14 protein-coding genes are annotated in these 13,732 nt (G+C 42.6%); 3 read left to right on the top strand and 11 right to left on the bottom strand.

All coding sequences use genetic code 11. The features are described 5' to 3' along the window. Nucleotides 1-93 precede the first annotated feature (93 nt). Genes dltD through K1I97_RS09425 form a run of 5 tightly spaced genes read right to left on the bottom strand, consistent with a single transcriptional unit; the run spans nt 94 to nt 4,551 of the window. Entirely contained in the window at nt 94-1,362 is a 1,269-nt protein-coding gene (gene dltD, locus K1I97_RS09445; protein WP_173259270.1) for a D-alanyl-lipoteichoic acid biosynthesis protein DltD, read from the bottom strand. Further along, nucleotides 1,355-1,594, bottom strand: coding sequence for a D-alanine--poly(phosphoribitol) ligase subunit DltC (dltC, locus tag K1I97_RS09440; RefSeq protein WP_000351972.1), 240 nt, complete (start codon nt 1,592-1,594; stop codon nt 1,355-1,357). The genes dltD and dltC overlap by 8 nt, the downstream gene beginning before the upstream one ends. A gap of 13 nt (nt 1,595-1,607) precedes the next feature. Further along, complete coding sequence (dltB, locus tag K1I97_RS09435) at nt 1,608-2,852, bottom strand: D-alanyl-lipoteichoic acid biosynthesis protein DltB (RefSeq protein ID WP_223331799.1); 1,245 nt, start codon at nt 2,850-2,852, stop codon at nt 1,608-1,610. Next, nucleotides 2,849-4,399 (bottom strand): D-alanine--poly(phosphoribitol) ligase subunit DltA, encoded by a 1,551-nt coding sequence (gene dltA, locus K1I97_RS09430; protein WP_223331798.1) that lies wholly within the window; start codon nt 4,397-4,399, stop codon nt 2,849-2,851. The genes dltB and dltA overlap by 4 nt, the downstream gene beginning before the upstream one ends. 20 nt (nt 4,400-4,419) lie before the next feature. Next, nucleotides 4,420-4,551 (bottom strand): teichoic acid D-Ala incorporation-associated protein DltX, encoded by a 132-nt coding sequence (locus K1I97_RS09425; RefSeq protein WP_008276434.1) that lies wholly within the window; start codon nt 4,549-4,551, stop codon nt 4,420-4,422. A gap of 274 nt (nt 4,552-4,825) precedes the next feature. On the opposite strand from K1I97_RS09425, the gene hslO reads away from it, so the two are divergent. Next, entirely contained in the window at nt 4,826-5,698 is an 873-nt protein-coding gene (gene hslO / locus K1I97_RS09420) for an Hsp33 family molecular chaperone HslO (protein WP_223331797.1), read from the top strand. After that, nucleotides 5,685-6,665 (top strand): tRNA dihydrouridine synthase DusB, encoded by a 981-nt coding sequence (dusB, locus tag K1I97_RS09415; protein ID WP_000183317.1) that lies wholly within the window; start codon nt 5,685-5,687, stop codon nt 6,663-6,665. Before hslO ends, dusB begins: the two co-directional genes overlap by 14 nt. 64 nt (nt 6,666-6,729) lie before the next feature. Here the strand turns inward: dusB and K1I97_RS09410 are convergent, their stop codons facing one another. Further along, nucleotides 6,730-7,413, bottom strand: a complete 684-nt coding sequence (locus tag K1I97_RS09410; RefSeq protein ID WP_223331796.1) for a hypothetical protein — start codon at nt 7,411-7,413, stop codon at nt 6,730-6,732. A 263-nt stretch (nt 7,414-7,676) separates the two neighbouring features. Between K1I97_RS09410 and K1I97_RS09405 the strand changes: the two genes are divergently transcribed. Next, on the top strand, nt 7,677-7,907 hold the full coding sequence (locus K1I97_RS09405; protein WP_223331795.1) for a hypothetical protein: 231 nt from the start codon (nt 7,677-7,679) through the stop codon (nt 7,905-7,907). 70 nt (nt 7,908-7,977) lie between these two features. On the opposite strand, the gene K1I97_RS09400 is transcribed toward K1I97_RS09405, so the two are convergent. The 5 genes from K1I97_RS09400 to K1I97_RS09380 all read right to left on the bottom strand — a co-directional run bounded on the left by K1I97_RS09400 (nt 7,978) and on the right by K1I97_RS09380 (nt 13,638). Further along, a complete protein-coding gene (locus K1I97_RS09400; RefSeq protein WP_223331794.1) occupies nt 7,978-8,751 on the bottom strand; it encodes an NUDIX domain-containing protein in 774 nt (257 codons plus the stop codon). 1 nt (nt 8,752) lies between these two features. Further along, complete coding sequence (gene pnuC / locus K1I97_RS09395; RefSeq protein WP_223331793.1) at nt 8,753-9,532, bottom strand: nicotinamide riboside transporter PnuC; 780 nt, start codon at nt 9,530-9,532, stop codon at nt 8,753-8,755. A 9-nt stretch (nt 9,533-9,541) separates the two neighbouring features. After that, nucleotides 9,542-10,600 (bottom strand): AAA family ATPase, encoded by a 1,059-nt coding sequence (locus K1I97_RS09390; protein WP_223331792.1) that lies wholly within the window; start codon nt 10,598-10,600, stop codon nt 9,542-9,544. A gap of 145 nt (nt 10,601-10,745) precedes the next feature. Continuing rightward, nucleotides 10,746-13,178, bottom strand: coding sequence for an ATP-dependent Clp protease ATP-binding subunit (locus tag K1I97_RS09385; RefSeq protein ID WP_223331791.1), 2,433 nt, complete (start codon nt 13,176-13,178; stop codon nt 10,746-10,748). Nucleotide 13,179: 1 nt separating this feature from the next. Beyond that, complete coding sequence (locus K1I97_RS09380) at nt 13,180-13,638, bottom strand: CtsR family transcriptional regulator (protein WP_001211263.1); 459 nt, start codon at nt 13,636-13,638, stop codon at nt 13,180-13,182. Nucleotides 13,639-13,732 lie beyond the last annotated feature (94 nt).

Genomic DNA, 13,732 nt, shown 5'->3' with positions numbered 1-13,732 from the left:
AGAAAAAATAAAACTTTTGACTGGTTTTTATATAAAACATTCGTTATTTAACCAAAAAACCTGAACAAAAAAGTTCAAGTTTTTTTAATCGATTTATTGGAAATCTTTGATATTTCCATCATAGGTCGCCCAGTCCTTACTAAAGAAACGGTCATTCATCTTGTAGTCTGGGGCTGGTTTTGGATCCGTCAAGAAGGGATTCACAACCTTATCAAAAGCCAACCAGCCCAACCAACCTAAGTGGATAGTATCCTTGATAAAGTAAGGTTCTCCTCCGTTTTTTGAAAAGTCAGCAATGTTGGTAAAGCCTTGACTTTCTAGCTGGTAACGAATTTTCTCCACTGCATGTTGGTACATTTCTTCACTGAGTTCTGTGTATTCCATCCATTTCTTGTTGACGGGCTGGATAACAAAGAGTACATTGACTTTTGATTTGGCAAATTGATTGAGAACCAGCTGCAAATCATTGTATTCAGAGGACTTTAGGAAGTTATAATTTTTTTGATACCCTTCCCATTTTTTTAAGTCTTTTTTGACCTCATACGTGTAGAAATGATTCTCCATCCCCATATCGTTATTGGTCGTATTTGCCTCTGCATCCTTACGGGCAATTTCTTCTAAAGTGTCATAGGAAAACTGATCAGGAAGATCTTTTAAATAGTTTTCTACATGTTCTTTGTACTTGAGTTTCCCCTGAATGGAAAATTGACCAAAAAGAGAGGACTGCTTTTCATTGAATCGTGCAAAGACGTTGATGATAAGTCGATCAGCATCTGACAAGTCCTCTCCTTTTGAAAGCTTTTGAAGGATGCCTTTCAATGCCACACTCGGGTTCTGCTTCAACAAACGCGTCGCAGCATGCTTAGCCGAGATGTCCCCAGATTGATTTTCCAAAAAAGCTGTCAACTGGTCGCTATTAAAGAATCTCTGAAACGCCGCTGGCTCGTAATCCGTCTCTGTAAACCACTGAGGAGAGATGACAAACACCGCCTGCTTTTCCTCGATTTCTGGCAGAATCTGCTGCAAACCGAAATATTGATTAAGCGAGGCCGCTCCTGCCTGACCCATAAAGTACGGGCGATAGGGACGATTGTATTTTTCTGCTAAAACAGCTGGATGGACACTATCAAATCGAATCCATTCACTTGACCCTAGAAAAGGGACAAAACGCATATTGGGATCCGTTAACGCCCTCACTTTTTGACTTCTCTCTTTAAAACTTTCCCTACTGATGGAAGCTGCAGAGTACTTCTCCTCCGTCAGATTATGGCTTGTTGTACTTGGATAAAAAAAGATGAGTAGAAGAACCAAAAATCCAGCAATGAAGATGGGCCCAAAGATCAGCCACAAGCGTTTAAGCATTCTTTAACTCCGTGATACCTTCCACGATTTTATTAGCCGTATTCCAGTCATCACGACCGAACTCCGTCACTGGAACACGAATGTCAAAACGGTTTTCAATCTCAACAATCAATTCAACAGTGCCCATGCTATCCAAGACACCAGCATCAAAAAGATCTTCATCCATCATGTCAGAAACATCTTCCATAAACAACTCATCAATAATTTCAATAACTTCTGATTTGATATCCATTTTTTATATCCTTTTATTTTTTAAACCATAAATCATTCAAAAATCCAGAAAAGATTAAGAATGAAACCATCACGACATGGAAGGTGACAACCATGCCAAGCAACTGAATCCAGCGATTCTCAGGTAAGGAACCCTTTCCAGCTTTTTTCCGTTCTTTATTGAGCGCTTTTTTCTTACGAACCCAAGCGTCATTGATGACTAGCCCAATCCCATGAAAAAGTCCATAGGCGATGTAGTACCAGGTCACACCATGCCAAAATCCCATAATCAGCATATTGAGAATGTAGGCTACACTTGAAGTCACATTGCGATTTTTAAAGACCTTCTTTCTGGTCAACACCATAACCATCCGCATAAAGACAAAGTCACGGAACCAAAAAGACAGACTCATGTGCCAGCGATTCCAAAACTCTTTTAAATCCCTTGACAAAAAGGGCTTGTTAAAATTGATGGGACTATGAATCCCCATCAAGTTTGAAATTGCTAAGGCAAACATAGAGTAGCCCGCAAAGTCAAAGAAGAGCTCCAGACCGAAGGTATACATGACTGCAAGAGCATAATGGTTAAAGAATCCACCTGTCTGCAAGGCCAAATTTTTCAGCGGAGGCAATAATGTTTCTCCCAAAATGTGAGCCAAGATAAACTTATAAAGGAAGCCAAGCATGATATATTTGACAGCCTCTTCTAGCATATCCATCAGCTCATCCCGCTCAGGAATGGTCTCGTAATTTTCATTGAAACGTTTAAAACGATCAATAGGACCACTTGAGAAAGTCGGCATAAAGAGAAGAAAACGTAAGAATTGCCAAATCTTTAAATCCTTGATGACACCGTCTCTCAACTCAACGATAACCCCAACTGCACGAAAGGTCAAGTAAGAAATCCCTAAAAAGCCAAACAAAGATTGAGGTCCATGAATAGCAGGAGATACTTTCACAAAGACGATAGGCAATAGGGATAAAAAGCTAACTAGATAAAATATCCATTTACTATCCTGCTTTTTCCTGTACCTTTTGTAGAAAGATACAAGCAGTACTTGCCAGATAACATAAAGGATAAGAGCGCTTATTTGATTCGTCTTTCCACCGACCAACATGGTGACGATAAAGAAGAGACTAACCAGCACCTCATACCAGGCAAAACGTTTCTTGAAAAAGAGCCCGATAAATATCGGTAGGGTCGCAGCAATCACATACAAAAAATAATAAAGATCACCATAAGGTTCCAAATGAGGCAGCTGTTTGTAAAGCTCCATCATCTACTGTTTACCTCATTAATCAAGCCCTTAATATCAATTTTACCATTAGGCGTTAGTGGTAAACTATCTCGATAGAGGAATTTCGATGGCATCATATAAGACATTATGATATCTGCTAGGTCTTCCTTGATAGCCTTGGTAATATCGATATCGCGTTCAAACTGCTCACGAACACCGTCCTTCAAAATAACGTAGGCCAGTAGATTTTGCACCTTGTGATCCTTGTTATAACGTGGAACAGCAACAGCAGACTCAATATAGCGAGACTTGTTAAGATTTTGAGAGACATCTTCTAGCTCAATGCGGTAACCGTTAAACTTAATCTGGAAGTCCATGCGTCCGCCGTAGAGAAGCAAGCCTTCATCCGTCATGGTTCCCACATCTCCGGTGTGATAGGCTGGCAGTCCTTCAAATTCAAAGAAAGCTTCTGCCGTTTTTTCAGGATTATTCATATAGCCTTTTGAAACAGCTGGCCCAGAAACAATGATTTCTCCCTGTTCACCATTTGGCAGCTTATTGCCTTCCTCATCAATGATAAAGGTCGGAGAATCGGCCTTGGTATAGCCGATTGGCAGGCGTTTGAGAGTCGCCAACATCTCGTCTGTTACAGCAACTGCTGACAGAGCCACTGTTGCTTCTGTTGGACCGTAAGCATTGATAATACGGGCATTTGGGAATCGCTCGCGTAGTTTTTGAGCTGTTTTGACCGTCAATTCTTCACCATCAAAGTAGAAATGCGTAATTCCTGGCATTTTCTCACTATTAAAATCTTCTGACAACATGGCCATATCCGCAAAGGAAGGCGTTGAGGTCCAGATAGCGATTGGCAATGAAAAGATGGTCGCAAAGAGTTGCTTAAAATCCTGTGTGATGGCAGATGGAAGAGCGAAAAGCGTACCACCTAATGCCAAGGTTGGTGCCCAGTACATGACAGATAGGTCAAAAGAATAAGGTGGTTGGGCCAGCATTTGTGGACGACTTGGCGTCGCAAACTCTTTATCTGTAATCATCCAGTTGGTAAAACTGAGGAGATTGTCATGGGAAATCTGCACTCCCTTTGGCTTACCAGTCGTACCAGAAGTAAAGATGATGTAGTAATTATCATCTCCCTTGACTGGATGCGTCATCTCGTAGCTAGAAGCTTGAGCAAAAGCTTCATGGACTTGCTCTAAATTCAGCATCGGTACGCTAGTTTGCTCTAATGGAAAATCCGAGATAGCAATGATCAAGCTTGGCTCTGCAACTTCTACGATAGCAGAAACTCGTTCCAAGGCCGAATGGCTGTCAATTGGAATGTAGGCATGACCTGACTTAGTTAGCGCTACAAAGGTAGCCAACATCTCATATTCCTGACCACCAAAAACGACGACTGGAGATTTCTCAGGCAAGCCTAGTTGGTCGATAGCTGCAGCCAAACTATCCGAATCAGCCTTCAGATCACCATAAGTATGTTCTTGACCTAGAACATTGTAGACAGGATATGTTGGTTGTGTTTGAGCAAAGTGCTCAATCGTTTCAATCATATCTTTTATCGGTTTATTAGACACTGTTCCTCTTCTCCTTTAAACTAGAACTCATTATAAATAAAGGTGCCTTGGCTCTGACCAAGGTAACTAAAAAAATAAAGCAAACCAAGTAAGATTACAAAATATAGAGCCGTCCGGCCTAAAAACACATGTAAATTTCGTTGTTTTTTCATAAGCTATCCATTAATATATTATTTCCATTAACTATCAGTATGTATTGTTAGCATCTTATCTTCCTAACATTTTACCACTTTATCCTCCTAATTTTCAACTGTTTACCGTCACTTCAAGATTCATTTTAGCTTATTTTAAGCTAAGGTAAAAGATGAATAAAATCTATTCCTTTCCCTCGAAATCCTAACACCTATTATCACACATTAAACGATTAAAAATTGACAGCAAACACACGACTCCCCCTTTGGGCATTTTTATGCTAAAATAGTAGCTATGGATAAAATTATTAAAACTATATCAGAAAGCGGAGCCTTTCGTGCTTTTGTCCTTGATAGCACTGAAACCGTCCGCACTGCTCAAGAAAAACATCAAACTCAAGCCAGTTCAACTGTTGCACTTGGCCGTACCCTTATCGCTAGCCAAATTCTCGCAGCCAATGAAAAAGGAAATACCAAGTTAACGGTTAAAGTTCTTGGAACGAGCTCTCTCGGTGCCATCATCACAGTCGCAGATACCAAGGGAAATGTCAAAGGCTATGTGCAAAATCCTGGCGTTGACATCAAAAAGACTGCAACTGGTGAAGTCCTTGTTGGACCTTTTGTTGGAAACGGTCAATTCCTCGTTATTACAGACTACGGTACTGGAAATCCTTACAACTCCATGACTCCTCTCATCTCTGGGGAGATCGGTGAAGACTTGGCCTACTACCTGACAGAAAGTCAACAAACACCTTCAGCAGTCGGCCTCAATGTTCTTTTGGATAAAGACGACAAGGTCAAAGTCGCTGGTGGCTTCCTTCTCCAAGTATTGCCAGAGGCCAAGGAAGAAGAGATTGCCCGCTTTGAAAAACGCATCCAAGAAATGCCTGCCATCTCAACCCTTCTGGAAAGTGATGACCATATCGAAGCTCTCCTCAAGGCTATTTATGGTGACGAATCCTACAAACGTCTATCTGAAGAAGAAATCCGTTTCCAATGTGACTGCAGCAAAGACCGTTTTATGAACGCTCTTGCCAGCCTTCCACGCTCAGACCTTGAGGAAATGAAAGAGGAAGACCACGGGGCAGAAATCACTTGCCAATTCTGCCAAACAACTTACAACTTTGATGAAAACGACCTGGAGGAACTCATTCGTGACAAATCTTAATACACCCTTTATGATTGGCAATGTTGAGATTCCCAATCGTACTGTTTTAGCACCCATGGCTGGTGTCACCAACTCAGCCTTTCGTACCATCGCAAAAGAGCTCGGAGCTGGACTCGTTGTCATGGAAATGGTCTCTGACAAGGGAATCCAATACAACAACGAAAAAACCCTACATATGCTTCATATCGATGAAGGAGAGAACCCTGTTTCTATCCAACTTTTTGGTAGCGATGAAGACAGCCTCGCACGCGCAGCAGAATTCATCCAAGAAAACACCAAGACTGATATCGTCGATATCAACATGGGTTGCCCAGTTAACAAAATCGTGAAGAATGAAGCTGGCGCTATGTGGCTCAAGGATCCAGACAAGATCTACTCTATTATCAACAAGGTCCAATCTGTCCTTGATATCCCCCTCACTGTCAAAATGCGTACAGGCTGGTCTGATCCATCCCTAGCCGTGGAGAATGCCCTCGCTGCTGAGGCTGCAGGTGTTTCTGCCCTTGCTATGCACGGTCGTACACGCGAGCAAATGTATACTGGCCATGCGGACCTTGAGACCCTTCACAAGGTTGCCCAAGCTCTGACAAAGATTCCATTCATCGCTAACGGTGACATCCGCACTGTCCAAGAAGCCAAACAACGTATCGAAGAAGTTGGTGCTGACGCTGTTATGATTGGCCGCGCAGCCATGGGAAATCCCTACCTCTTCAACCAGATCAACCACTACTTTGAAACTGGAGAAATTCTCCCTGACCTGACATTTGAAGACAAGATGAAAATCGCCTACGAACATTTGAAACGCTTGATTAACCTCAAAGGAGAAAACGTAGCCGTTCGTGAATTCCGCGGCCTCGCTCCTCACTATCTCCGAGGAACATCTGGCGCTGCCAAACTTCGTGGAGCCATTTCCCAAGCTAGCACCCTGGCAGAGATTGAAGCTCTATTGCAATTAGATAAAGCTTAATACACAAAAAACCGTAACTCGCTTGAGTTTACGGTTTTTTTATCCTAGGAAATCCTAGATACTATTATTGAATCAAGGCAACACTTGAAACTTTACCATCCGCACCTGTTGTAATTTGGATGATTTTTCCTCCACCGATTTTGGCATTATACTTGCCATCATCAAGGGTGTAAGAGTAGCCTCTGATAGAATAGTTTTCTTTCTTTCCATCTGCAGTTTCTACTGTAAATTGGCCTCCTGATGAAACTGTAATAGTTTCGCCATTCGCTCCCTTCCAGTTGCCTGCAGCTGCTGAGAAGTCACCATCGACCATGGTTAAAACACCCTTGTAGCGTTTGTTGTGTTCTGCTTGCTTGTCTTGAAGTTTGCGGTCAGTTGTTGGATCATAGCCTGACTGGTTAGACTGGGCTTGAGAACCTTGCTGAGTTGAAGGTGCCTGAGATGGAGCTTGTTGACTAGGAGCTACTTGTTCTTGTCTTGTTTCAGGTGCTGGTTTCGCTTGTGACTGATCTGCCGTTGTAGAAGACTGACCAGAAGATGCCTGAGCCTTTTCAGATGAAGCTGAGCTTGAAGATTTTTGGGTCTTGCTTTCTTTGCTAGAAGAAGCTGCTTTAGAACTTGATGATTGACTTGTCTTGGCAGAGCTGCTGGTTTGAGTGGTTTCGTTTTTATTTCCACAAGCTCCTAGTAGCAAGGTAGAAGCCAATACAGTCGCCGCCATCAATTTGATATAGGTTTTCTTTTTCATTTTTACTCCTTTGTAACATTTTTGAAATGTTAAGAAATCTTTTTGTAATATAATTGTAACATTGGGTTTTGAATCTGTCAACTATTTAGAGAAACTATTTTAAAAAATTTCTCTCTACTATTTCTATTCGTAATTGAAACGAAAAAATAGAAAATTTCTTAGATTAGAGTCCTATTTTTTGCATCGCTCTTGTGTAATCGCTTGCATTGCATTAGATAAAGGAATATAATAACATTGAAATAGAATATAGGAGGTGCACTCTCATGTTAAATAAGTATTACAAGTATCTTCCTTGGTTGATTTTGGGAGCTATTGGCTCTTATCAATCAGCCACTTACTATGCGCGAACTGCATTTGATGTCTTCTATCTGACTACAATCTTTATGATTGTTTATATCGCTTTGTTATTTTTACATGAGAACTATCTCAAGTATCGATACAAAGACTTCTTTACTCACATATTGAGTAATCCTAAGAAAGATAGCCACCCCTAATACAGTTGTAACAGAAAGCCATCTCATGATGGTACATAAAGAGGTCAGGAAAAGTTCCCGACCTCACTTTTTATTTCAATCGATAGGTTTTTCTTGGTTTCTTTTTGGGCACTCGTTTGAGTCCGACTTCTTCTACATATTCTCCGTATTTTACGAGAAAGTTATTGCTGACGATGGGCCGACCGGGATTGATGAGATTGACCAGTTCAGTCCCTTCATAGACAGTGAACTCCTCCTCTAGCAGATAGAGGAAGGTTGGATTCCAGTCAAGACGACCTTGGATTCGTTTGATGGATTCTTGGATAATGGCATAATGGTCAAAGGCGAAGGCTTGCTCCTTCAACTCGACTCCCTCTAGGAAACATTTGCCTGTCTGAAAATCGACATCTACGAAAACGACATCCTTGGCATCATCTCCTGCCTGAACGAGGTCTAAGGCACGACTAGGTAGGTACACTAAGTGGGCAATGGTCACTGTCCAGCCCCGGGGGTCACGCCCGGGGGTCGATACCGTCATCAATTGCTCGATTTTCTCCAAAGGAAGATCGAGATTGACTTCTTCTCTCACCTCGCGTTGACAGGCATGTGCAGCATCTTCTCCCTTGTCCATAAAGCCTCCAACTAAGGCTAAACAGTTCTGATAGGGGTGAGCCTTGCGACGGATCAGCAGGAGCTTGATCTTTCCTTCGACAAAGCAGTAGGCTACCATATCCACTGTCACACTTGGTTTTTCATATTGAGGGAGTTCCTGCTTGTAGTACCAGTCTAAAAACTCCTCCTGACTGGCATGGATTTCATAATATTCTTTTTCCGTCATCCCGGCTGGAATCTTTATGTCTGCCATCTTATGCCTCCTTTCGAACTGCCTTAGTCCATTGGTACCAACCCACTAGACTATTGAGCGTGTATACCCAGTACATCCCTTGGATGTGGATATTTTCACCCCACCAGAGATAAATACTAAAGAGATTTGTTGCAATCCAGAAAATCCATTGTTCACGGTAGAGACGTGTCATCAAGAGCTGACCAACACCATTGGTCGCATCGGTAACACTATCACGGAAAGGGCGAGCGCTATTGATACTTTGGTAAGCCAAGCCCATACCAATCCAGATAATGGCAGTCAAGGCCAAGTACTTGAGCCAGTCAAGAACAGATAATTTCTTAGCTTCAAAGTGGGATTCTTCTGGTTTTTCCTGTTCATTGATACGATTGGACAGCCAAGCATAGAGACCAATTGGCTGCATGACAAAGAAGTAAACAGTCGTCAAAACTTCGCCATAAAAAGTCGCATTCATGGCCAAGATCAAGTAGATAGCCGAGTTAATGGCCCCAAAGAGATAATTGCTCGCACGCCCTTCTGCTACCAAGATAACACAGACAATACCAGTCCAGGATGCAAACAAGCTCAGCCAGTCATGACTTTCCGTATTTTGAGTGAATTCCAAGATCAAGGGAACACTTGACAGGGCGATGAAATACAACCACTGGACAAGGCTACGGCCGACAAAGAGATCTTTCCAGAGCAGGCGCATGATTCCTGCAAAACCGATCTTGCGGGCTTCTGCATGGACATTTTTAAAGTTTTCGATAAATTGTGTGATTTTTTCAGTTAGCTTTTTCATAATTTTCTCCTAATCTGCTTGGTAAATGGCATCAATAGCCACTTTGGCTGCTTCATAATTGCCTAGATAATCCTCCGCTAGATAAACTAAAGGAATATTCGTTAAATATCGCTCTCTCATCTGATCCAAATGCTGGGAAAAACTGTAGCGAATGTGGTCTTCTGCCATGGTCATATCTCTAAATCCGTCATTGACATAGGAGCCAACAGGTTGCACAAAGAGAATCAAGTCCCATTTTTCCTTGGCCAAGATAGAGACAAAGAGATTGTCAAAGGTTTCTCCTGATAAGTCCCCCTGATCCTCAGTCTCCATGTAATAGTCATAGTAACCCTTGGTTACCAAGGAGTTGGTATCGGCTATCACTAGGCCTCTATTGGCATTGCTATCGATTAACTTGGAGGTCTGGTCATACTGCCCTAAAAGGAGATAATAATAATCCTTTGGAGTCAATTCATCGTCGCGGACATTGTTTTTAATCTGGTACTCACGCGCGTATTCCAGACTGACGGGCGCATCATAATACCTTGCCAAATCTTTTGCTAAAGTAGTCTTCCCATTACTTGCACTTCCCATAATCAACACTTTCTTTGTAAACTGACGACGGAAGGGCTGAGCGATATATTTCCAATATTTGCTTGGATTTTCTCGAATCATAGTCGCTGAGATACCAAACTTTCTTTCTTGCAAGACAGTGCCAAATCCACGCTTAGATAGCTCTTGCTGGTAGTCTTCTTCTCCCACAAAAAAAGTCAGTTCTTGCTGGGTTTCATCATAGGAAATCTCCGCTAACATCTGGTCCAACCACTCCTGCCAGCCCATAGGGTAACGGGGAAGGTTGGTCTCATCCAGCTTGCAGACAGAGGTCAACTCGTCATCACGAAAAGCTTCTCGGATATAGCGAAATCGTTTTTGAAGACTTAAACCTACCTGCTCTCCTCGGTCTCCCTCGTAGCCTGAAACGACTACCCAGACCTGGTCACACCGACGCTTGGCTCGCTGTATCAGATCGATATGCCCTTGATGGAGAGGGGCAAAGGTCCCAAATACCACTGCTGTTTTCTTTTTCATAAATATTTTACCTTTTTATAATTTTTAATATTTTTATTTTCTATGTTTTTATTATATACTATATTTTTGTTTTGTCAATAGTTTTTTATCATTTTTTATAAAAAAGTAGTAAAAAAGAATCAGGATTGCTCCTGATTCTCCATTTTTAAGCAATATCAAATTTTAATTGACCAGCTTTGACACCAATCTTGAGAGTCTTGCCTGCTACCAGTTCTCCCTTGAGGAGGAGCTCAGCTAGCTTGTCTTCCACCTCTGTTTGCAGTGTTCTGCGAAGTGGGCGAGCTCCCATTTCTGGATTGTAACCGTGACTAGCTAGCAACTTCAGTGCCGAAGCTTGCAGTTTCAAGTCGATGCCCTTCTCAGCGAGGCTAGCAATCAATGGTTTCACCATGATCTTAACGATTTCTTGCATGTGTTTGCTATCTAAGCTATGGAAGACCACCTTTTCATCAATACGGTTGATAAACTCTGGTCGATAAGTTTTTTTCAACTCTTCAAAGATTCGTTTTTCCATATTTTCCTGATCAAAACGAATATCCTTGGCCCCAAAACCAACAGTCTTATCATCACGAAGGGCCGTCGCACCAAGGTTTGACGTCATGATGATAATGGTATTTGAAAAGTCCACCTTGCGTCCCTTGCTATCTGTCAAGACACCGTCGTCCAGAACCTGCAAGAGGACATTAAAGATATCTGGGTGGGCCTTTTCTACCTCGTCAAATAGAAGAACGGAGTATGGTTTGTTGCGAACCTTCTCAGTCAACTCCCCACCTTCTTCGTAGCCCACATAGCCCGGAGGAGCTCCATTGAGACGGCTAGCCGCAAATTTCTCCATATACTCGCTCATATCAAAGCGGATAAGGGCTGATTCGTCATCAAAGAGGACTTCTGCCAGAGCCTTTGCCAATTCGGTCTTACCGACTCCTGTCGGCCCTAGGAACATAAAGGAACCAATTGGACGCTTGTGACTGCGAATACCTGACTGATTGCGACGAATCGCACGGCTAATACTTGAAACAGCTTTATCTTGACCGATGACACGTTTGTGCAACTCCGCTTCCAAGTTCAGGTATTTCTTGGCATCAGTCTGAGTCAGTTTTTGAACTGGAATTCCTGACAAACGACTCAAGGTGGTTAAAATTTCAGATTCTGTTACCAAGTCTTTATAGACAGGGACTTCCTGCTCCTTTGCGATTAGCTGGGCAGCTTGTTTCCACTTGCCATCCATCAGGGCCTTGTCAGCTGGACTCAAGTCAGATTCGTCTGCTTTCACATGCTTGGATTTGTTTTGCACTGTTGCTGCTGCTTCATCTAAGAGGTCGATAGCAGAGTCTGGCAAGTGACGACTAGTCAAGTAACGATGCGCCATCTTAACAGCTGTTTCAACAGCTTCATCTGTGATTTGCACACGATGGTGTTTCTCATAGGTAGCCTTCAAACCTTGCAAAATGATCATACTGTCAGCTAGACTTGGCTCTTCAATCGTCACTTTTGCAAAACGACGAGAAAGAGCTGCGTCTTTTTCAATGTGTTTTTGGTATTCTTCCTGAGTGGTTGCACCAACTGTTCTCAGAGTTCCGCGAGCCAAGGCTGGTTTCAAGATATTGGCCGCATCCAGAGTCGAGTCAATACCGCTACCAGAACCCATGATGGTGTGGAGTTCATCGATAAAGAGGATCACTTTGCCATCTTCCTCGATATCCTTGATGATGTTGTTCATACGCTCTTCAAAGTCACCACGGAAACGTGTCCCCGCAACGACATTCATCAAATCAAGCTCTAGAACGCGCATCTTTGCCATTTCAGCTGGTACGTCCCCACTAGCAATACGCTGGGCAAGCCCAAGTGCTAAAGCTGTTTTCCCGACACCCGCATCTCCAACCAAGACCGGATTGTTCTTGGTTTTACGGCTCAAGATTTGAATCATACGTGAGATTTCCTTGTCTCGACCGATAACTGGCTCTAACTTGCCAGAACGCGCTTGCTCCGTCAGGTCATGAGTATAATCCTCTAAACCACCACTTTGAGCTTGAGGCATGCCCATCATATTGGCCATAGAATTTTGCTTGTCAGTTACTGTGCGATGGCGTTGACGCAAAGCCTTAAGATCTTCTCTAGTCCAGCCAGCACGCTCTTCTAGATTGCGACGAAGAGCAGCAATTCTAACCTGATCTTTCTGGTCTTCATAAGAAAAGCCCGCTCTCTCCAAGATACGAGTTGCCAAGGCATTGCCGTCATGCAAGATCGCATAGAGGACATGTTCTGTCCCTAGCACCTTTGCGTGGACCACTGAGGCTACATACTCTGCTTCTGCAAAGAGAACTTCTAAACGATGGGAAAAGGGCAATTCCGTAAAGGTTTCATCTTCGCTATAGTCGGTTTCAGTCAGTTCCAACGCAACCTCTTCTAAACGGTCCATTTCATAAGGATAATCATTTAGAGTCGCACCTGCCACACTGTAACTGTGATTGGACATGGCAATCAATAAATGCCAAGACTCTAGATAACGAGCTCCAAAATGGCTCGCAACCATGTAGGCACTTTCGATACATTCATTCAATGCTTTTGAATAGTTCATCTTACTTCTCTTTTCTATCTACCTCTTGTAATAGCTGTCGGAGCATATTGGCACGGACAACTGAGGATTCTTCCCCTAGGACACGATCTGTTGCTACTGAAGTCAGCAAGGTCATCTCCTGTTTAGTCATCAAGTCCTGCTCCACCAAAAGTTGGAGAATATCCTCATAAATCTCCTGACTAACTCGCTCACCAATCGAGTAAAGCAAATCGCGGAGCATCTCATGATGACTGGAAAACTCAATACGCCCTATGCGAATGTAGCCTCCACCACCACGCTTGCTCTCAACCAAGTAACCTCTGCTTTCAGTAAAGCGGGTCTTAATGACATAGTTGATCTGACTCGGTACTACCTGAAAGGTATCTGCCAACTGGCTCCGTTGCAATTCCACGATACCAGATTGGTCTAAAATCGCCTTGATATAGGCTTCGATATGATCTGATGTATTTTTAAATCTCATAGTAAATCAAACTCCTTCTTTGAACCTTGACTATCTTTGACTATTATACCGAAATTTTTGATTTTTTTAAAGAAAAAGGGCGCTGGTAAAGGAT

The sequence above is a fragment of the Streptococcus oralis genome (assembly GCF_019929345.1).
Lineage (GTDB): Bacteria > Bacillota > Bacilli > Lactobacillales > Streptococcaceae > Streptococcus.
Note: the sequence above shows the minus strand (reverse complement) of the source record. Positions and strands in the feature narration are given on the sequence as shown.

Bases quoted from the DNA above. Each gene is read 5' to 3' on its own strand.
- pnuC (WP_223331793.1), bottom strand. From the start codon at position 9,532: ATGAAAAAGCTAACTGAAAAAATCACACAATTTATCGAAAACTTTAAA.
- K1I97_RS09425 (WP_008276434.1), bottom strand. From the start codon at position 4,551: ATGAAAAAACAACGAAATTTACATGTGTTTTTAGGCCGGACGGCTCTA.
- K1I97_RS09405 (WP_223331795.1), top strand. From the start codon at position 7,677: ATGTTAAATAAGTATTACAAGTATCTTCCTTGGTTGATTTTGGGAGCT.
- K1I97_RS09380 (WP_001211263.1), bottom strand. From the start codon at position 13,638: ATGAGATTTAAAAATACATCAGATCATATCGAAGCCTATATCAAGGCG.
- hslO (WP_223331797.1), top strand. From the start codon at position 4,826: ATGGATAAAATTATTAAAACTATATCAGAAAGCGGAGCCTTTCGTGCT.
- K1I97_RS09385 (WP_223331791.1), bottom strand. From the start codon at position 13,178: ATGAACTATTCAAAAGCATTGAATGAATGTATCGAAAGTGCCTACATG.
- K1I97_RS09390 (WP_223331792.1), bottom strand. From the start codon at position 10,600: ATGAAAAAGAAAACAGCAGTGGTATTTGGGACCTTTGCCCCTCTCCAT.
- dltD (WP_173259270.1), bottom strand. From the start codon at position 1,362: ATGCTTAAACGCTTGTGGCTGATCTTTGGGCCCATCTTCATTGCTGGA.
- dltB (WP_223331799.1), bottom strand. From the start codon at position 2,852: ATGATGGAGCTTTACAAACAGCTGCCTCATTTGGAACCTTATGGTGAT.
- K1I97_RS09410 (WP_223331796.1), bottom strand. From the start codon at position 7,413: ATGAAAAAGAAAACCTATATCAAATTGATGGCGGCGACTGTATTGGCT.
- dltC (WP_000351972.1), bottom strand. From the start codon at position 1,594: ATGGATATCAAATCAGAAGTTATTGAAATTATTGATGAGTTGTTTATG.
- K1I97_RS09400 (WP_223331794.1), bottom strand. From the start codon at position 8,751: ATGGCAGACATAAAGATTCCAGCCGGGATGACGGAAAAAGAATATTAT.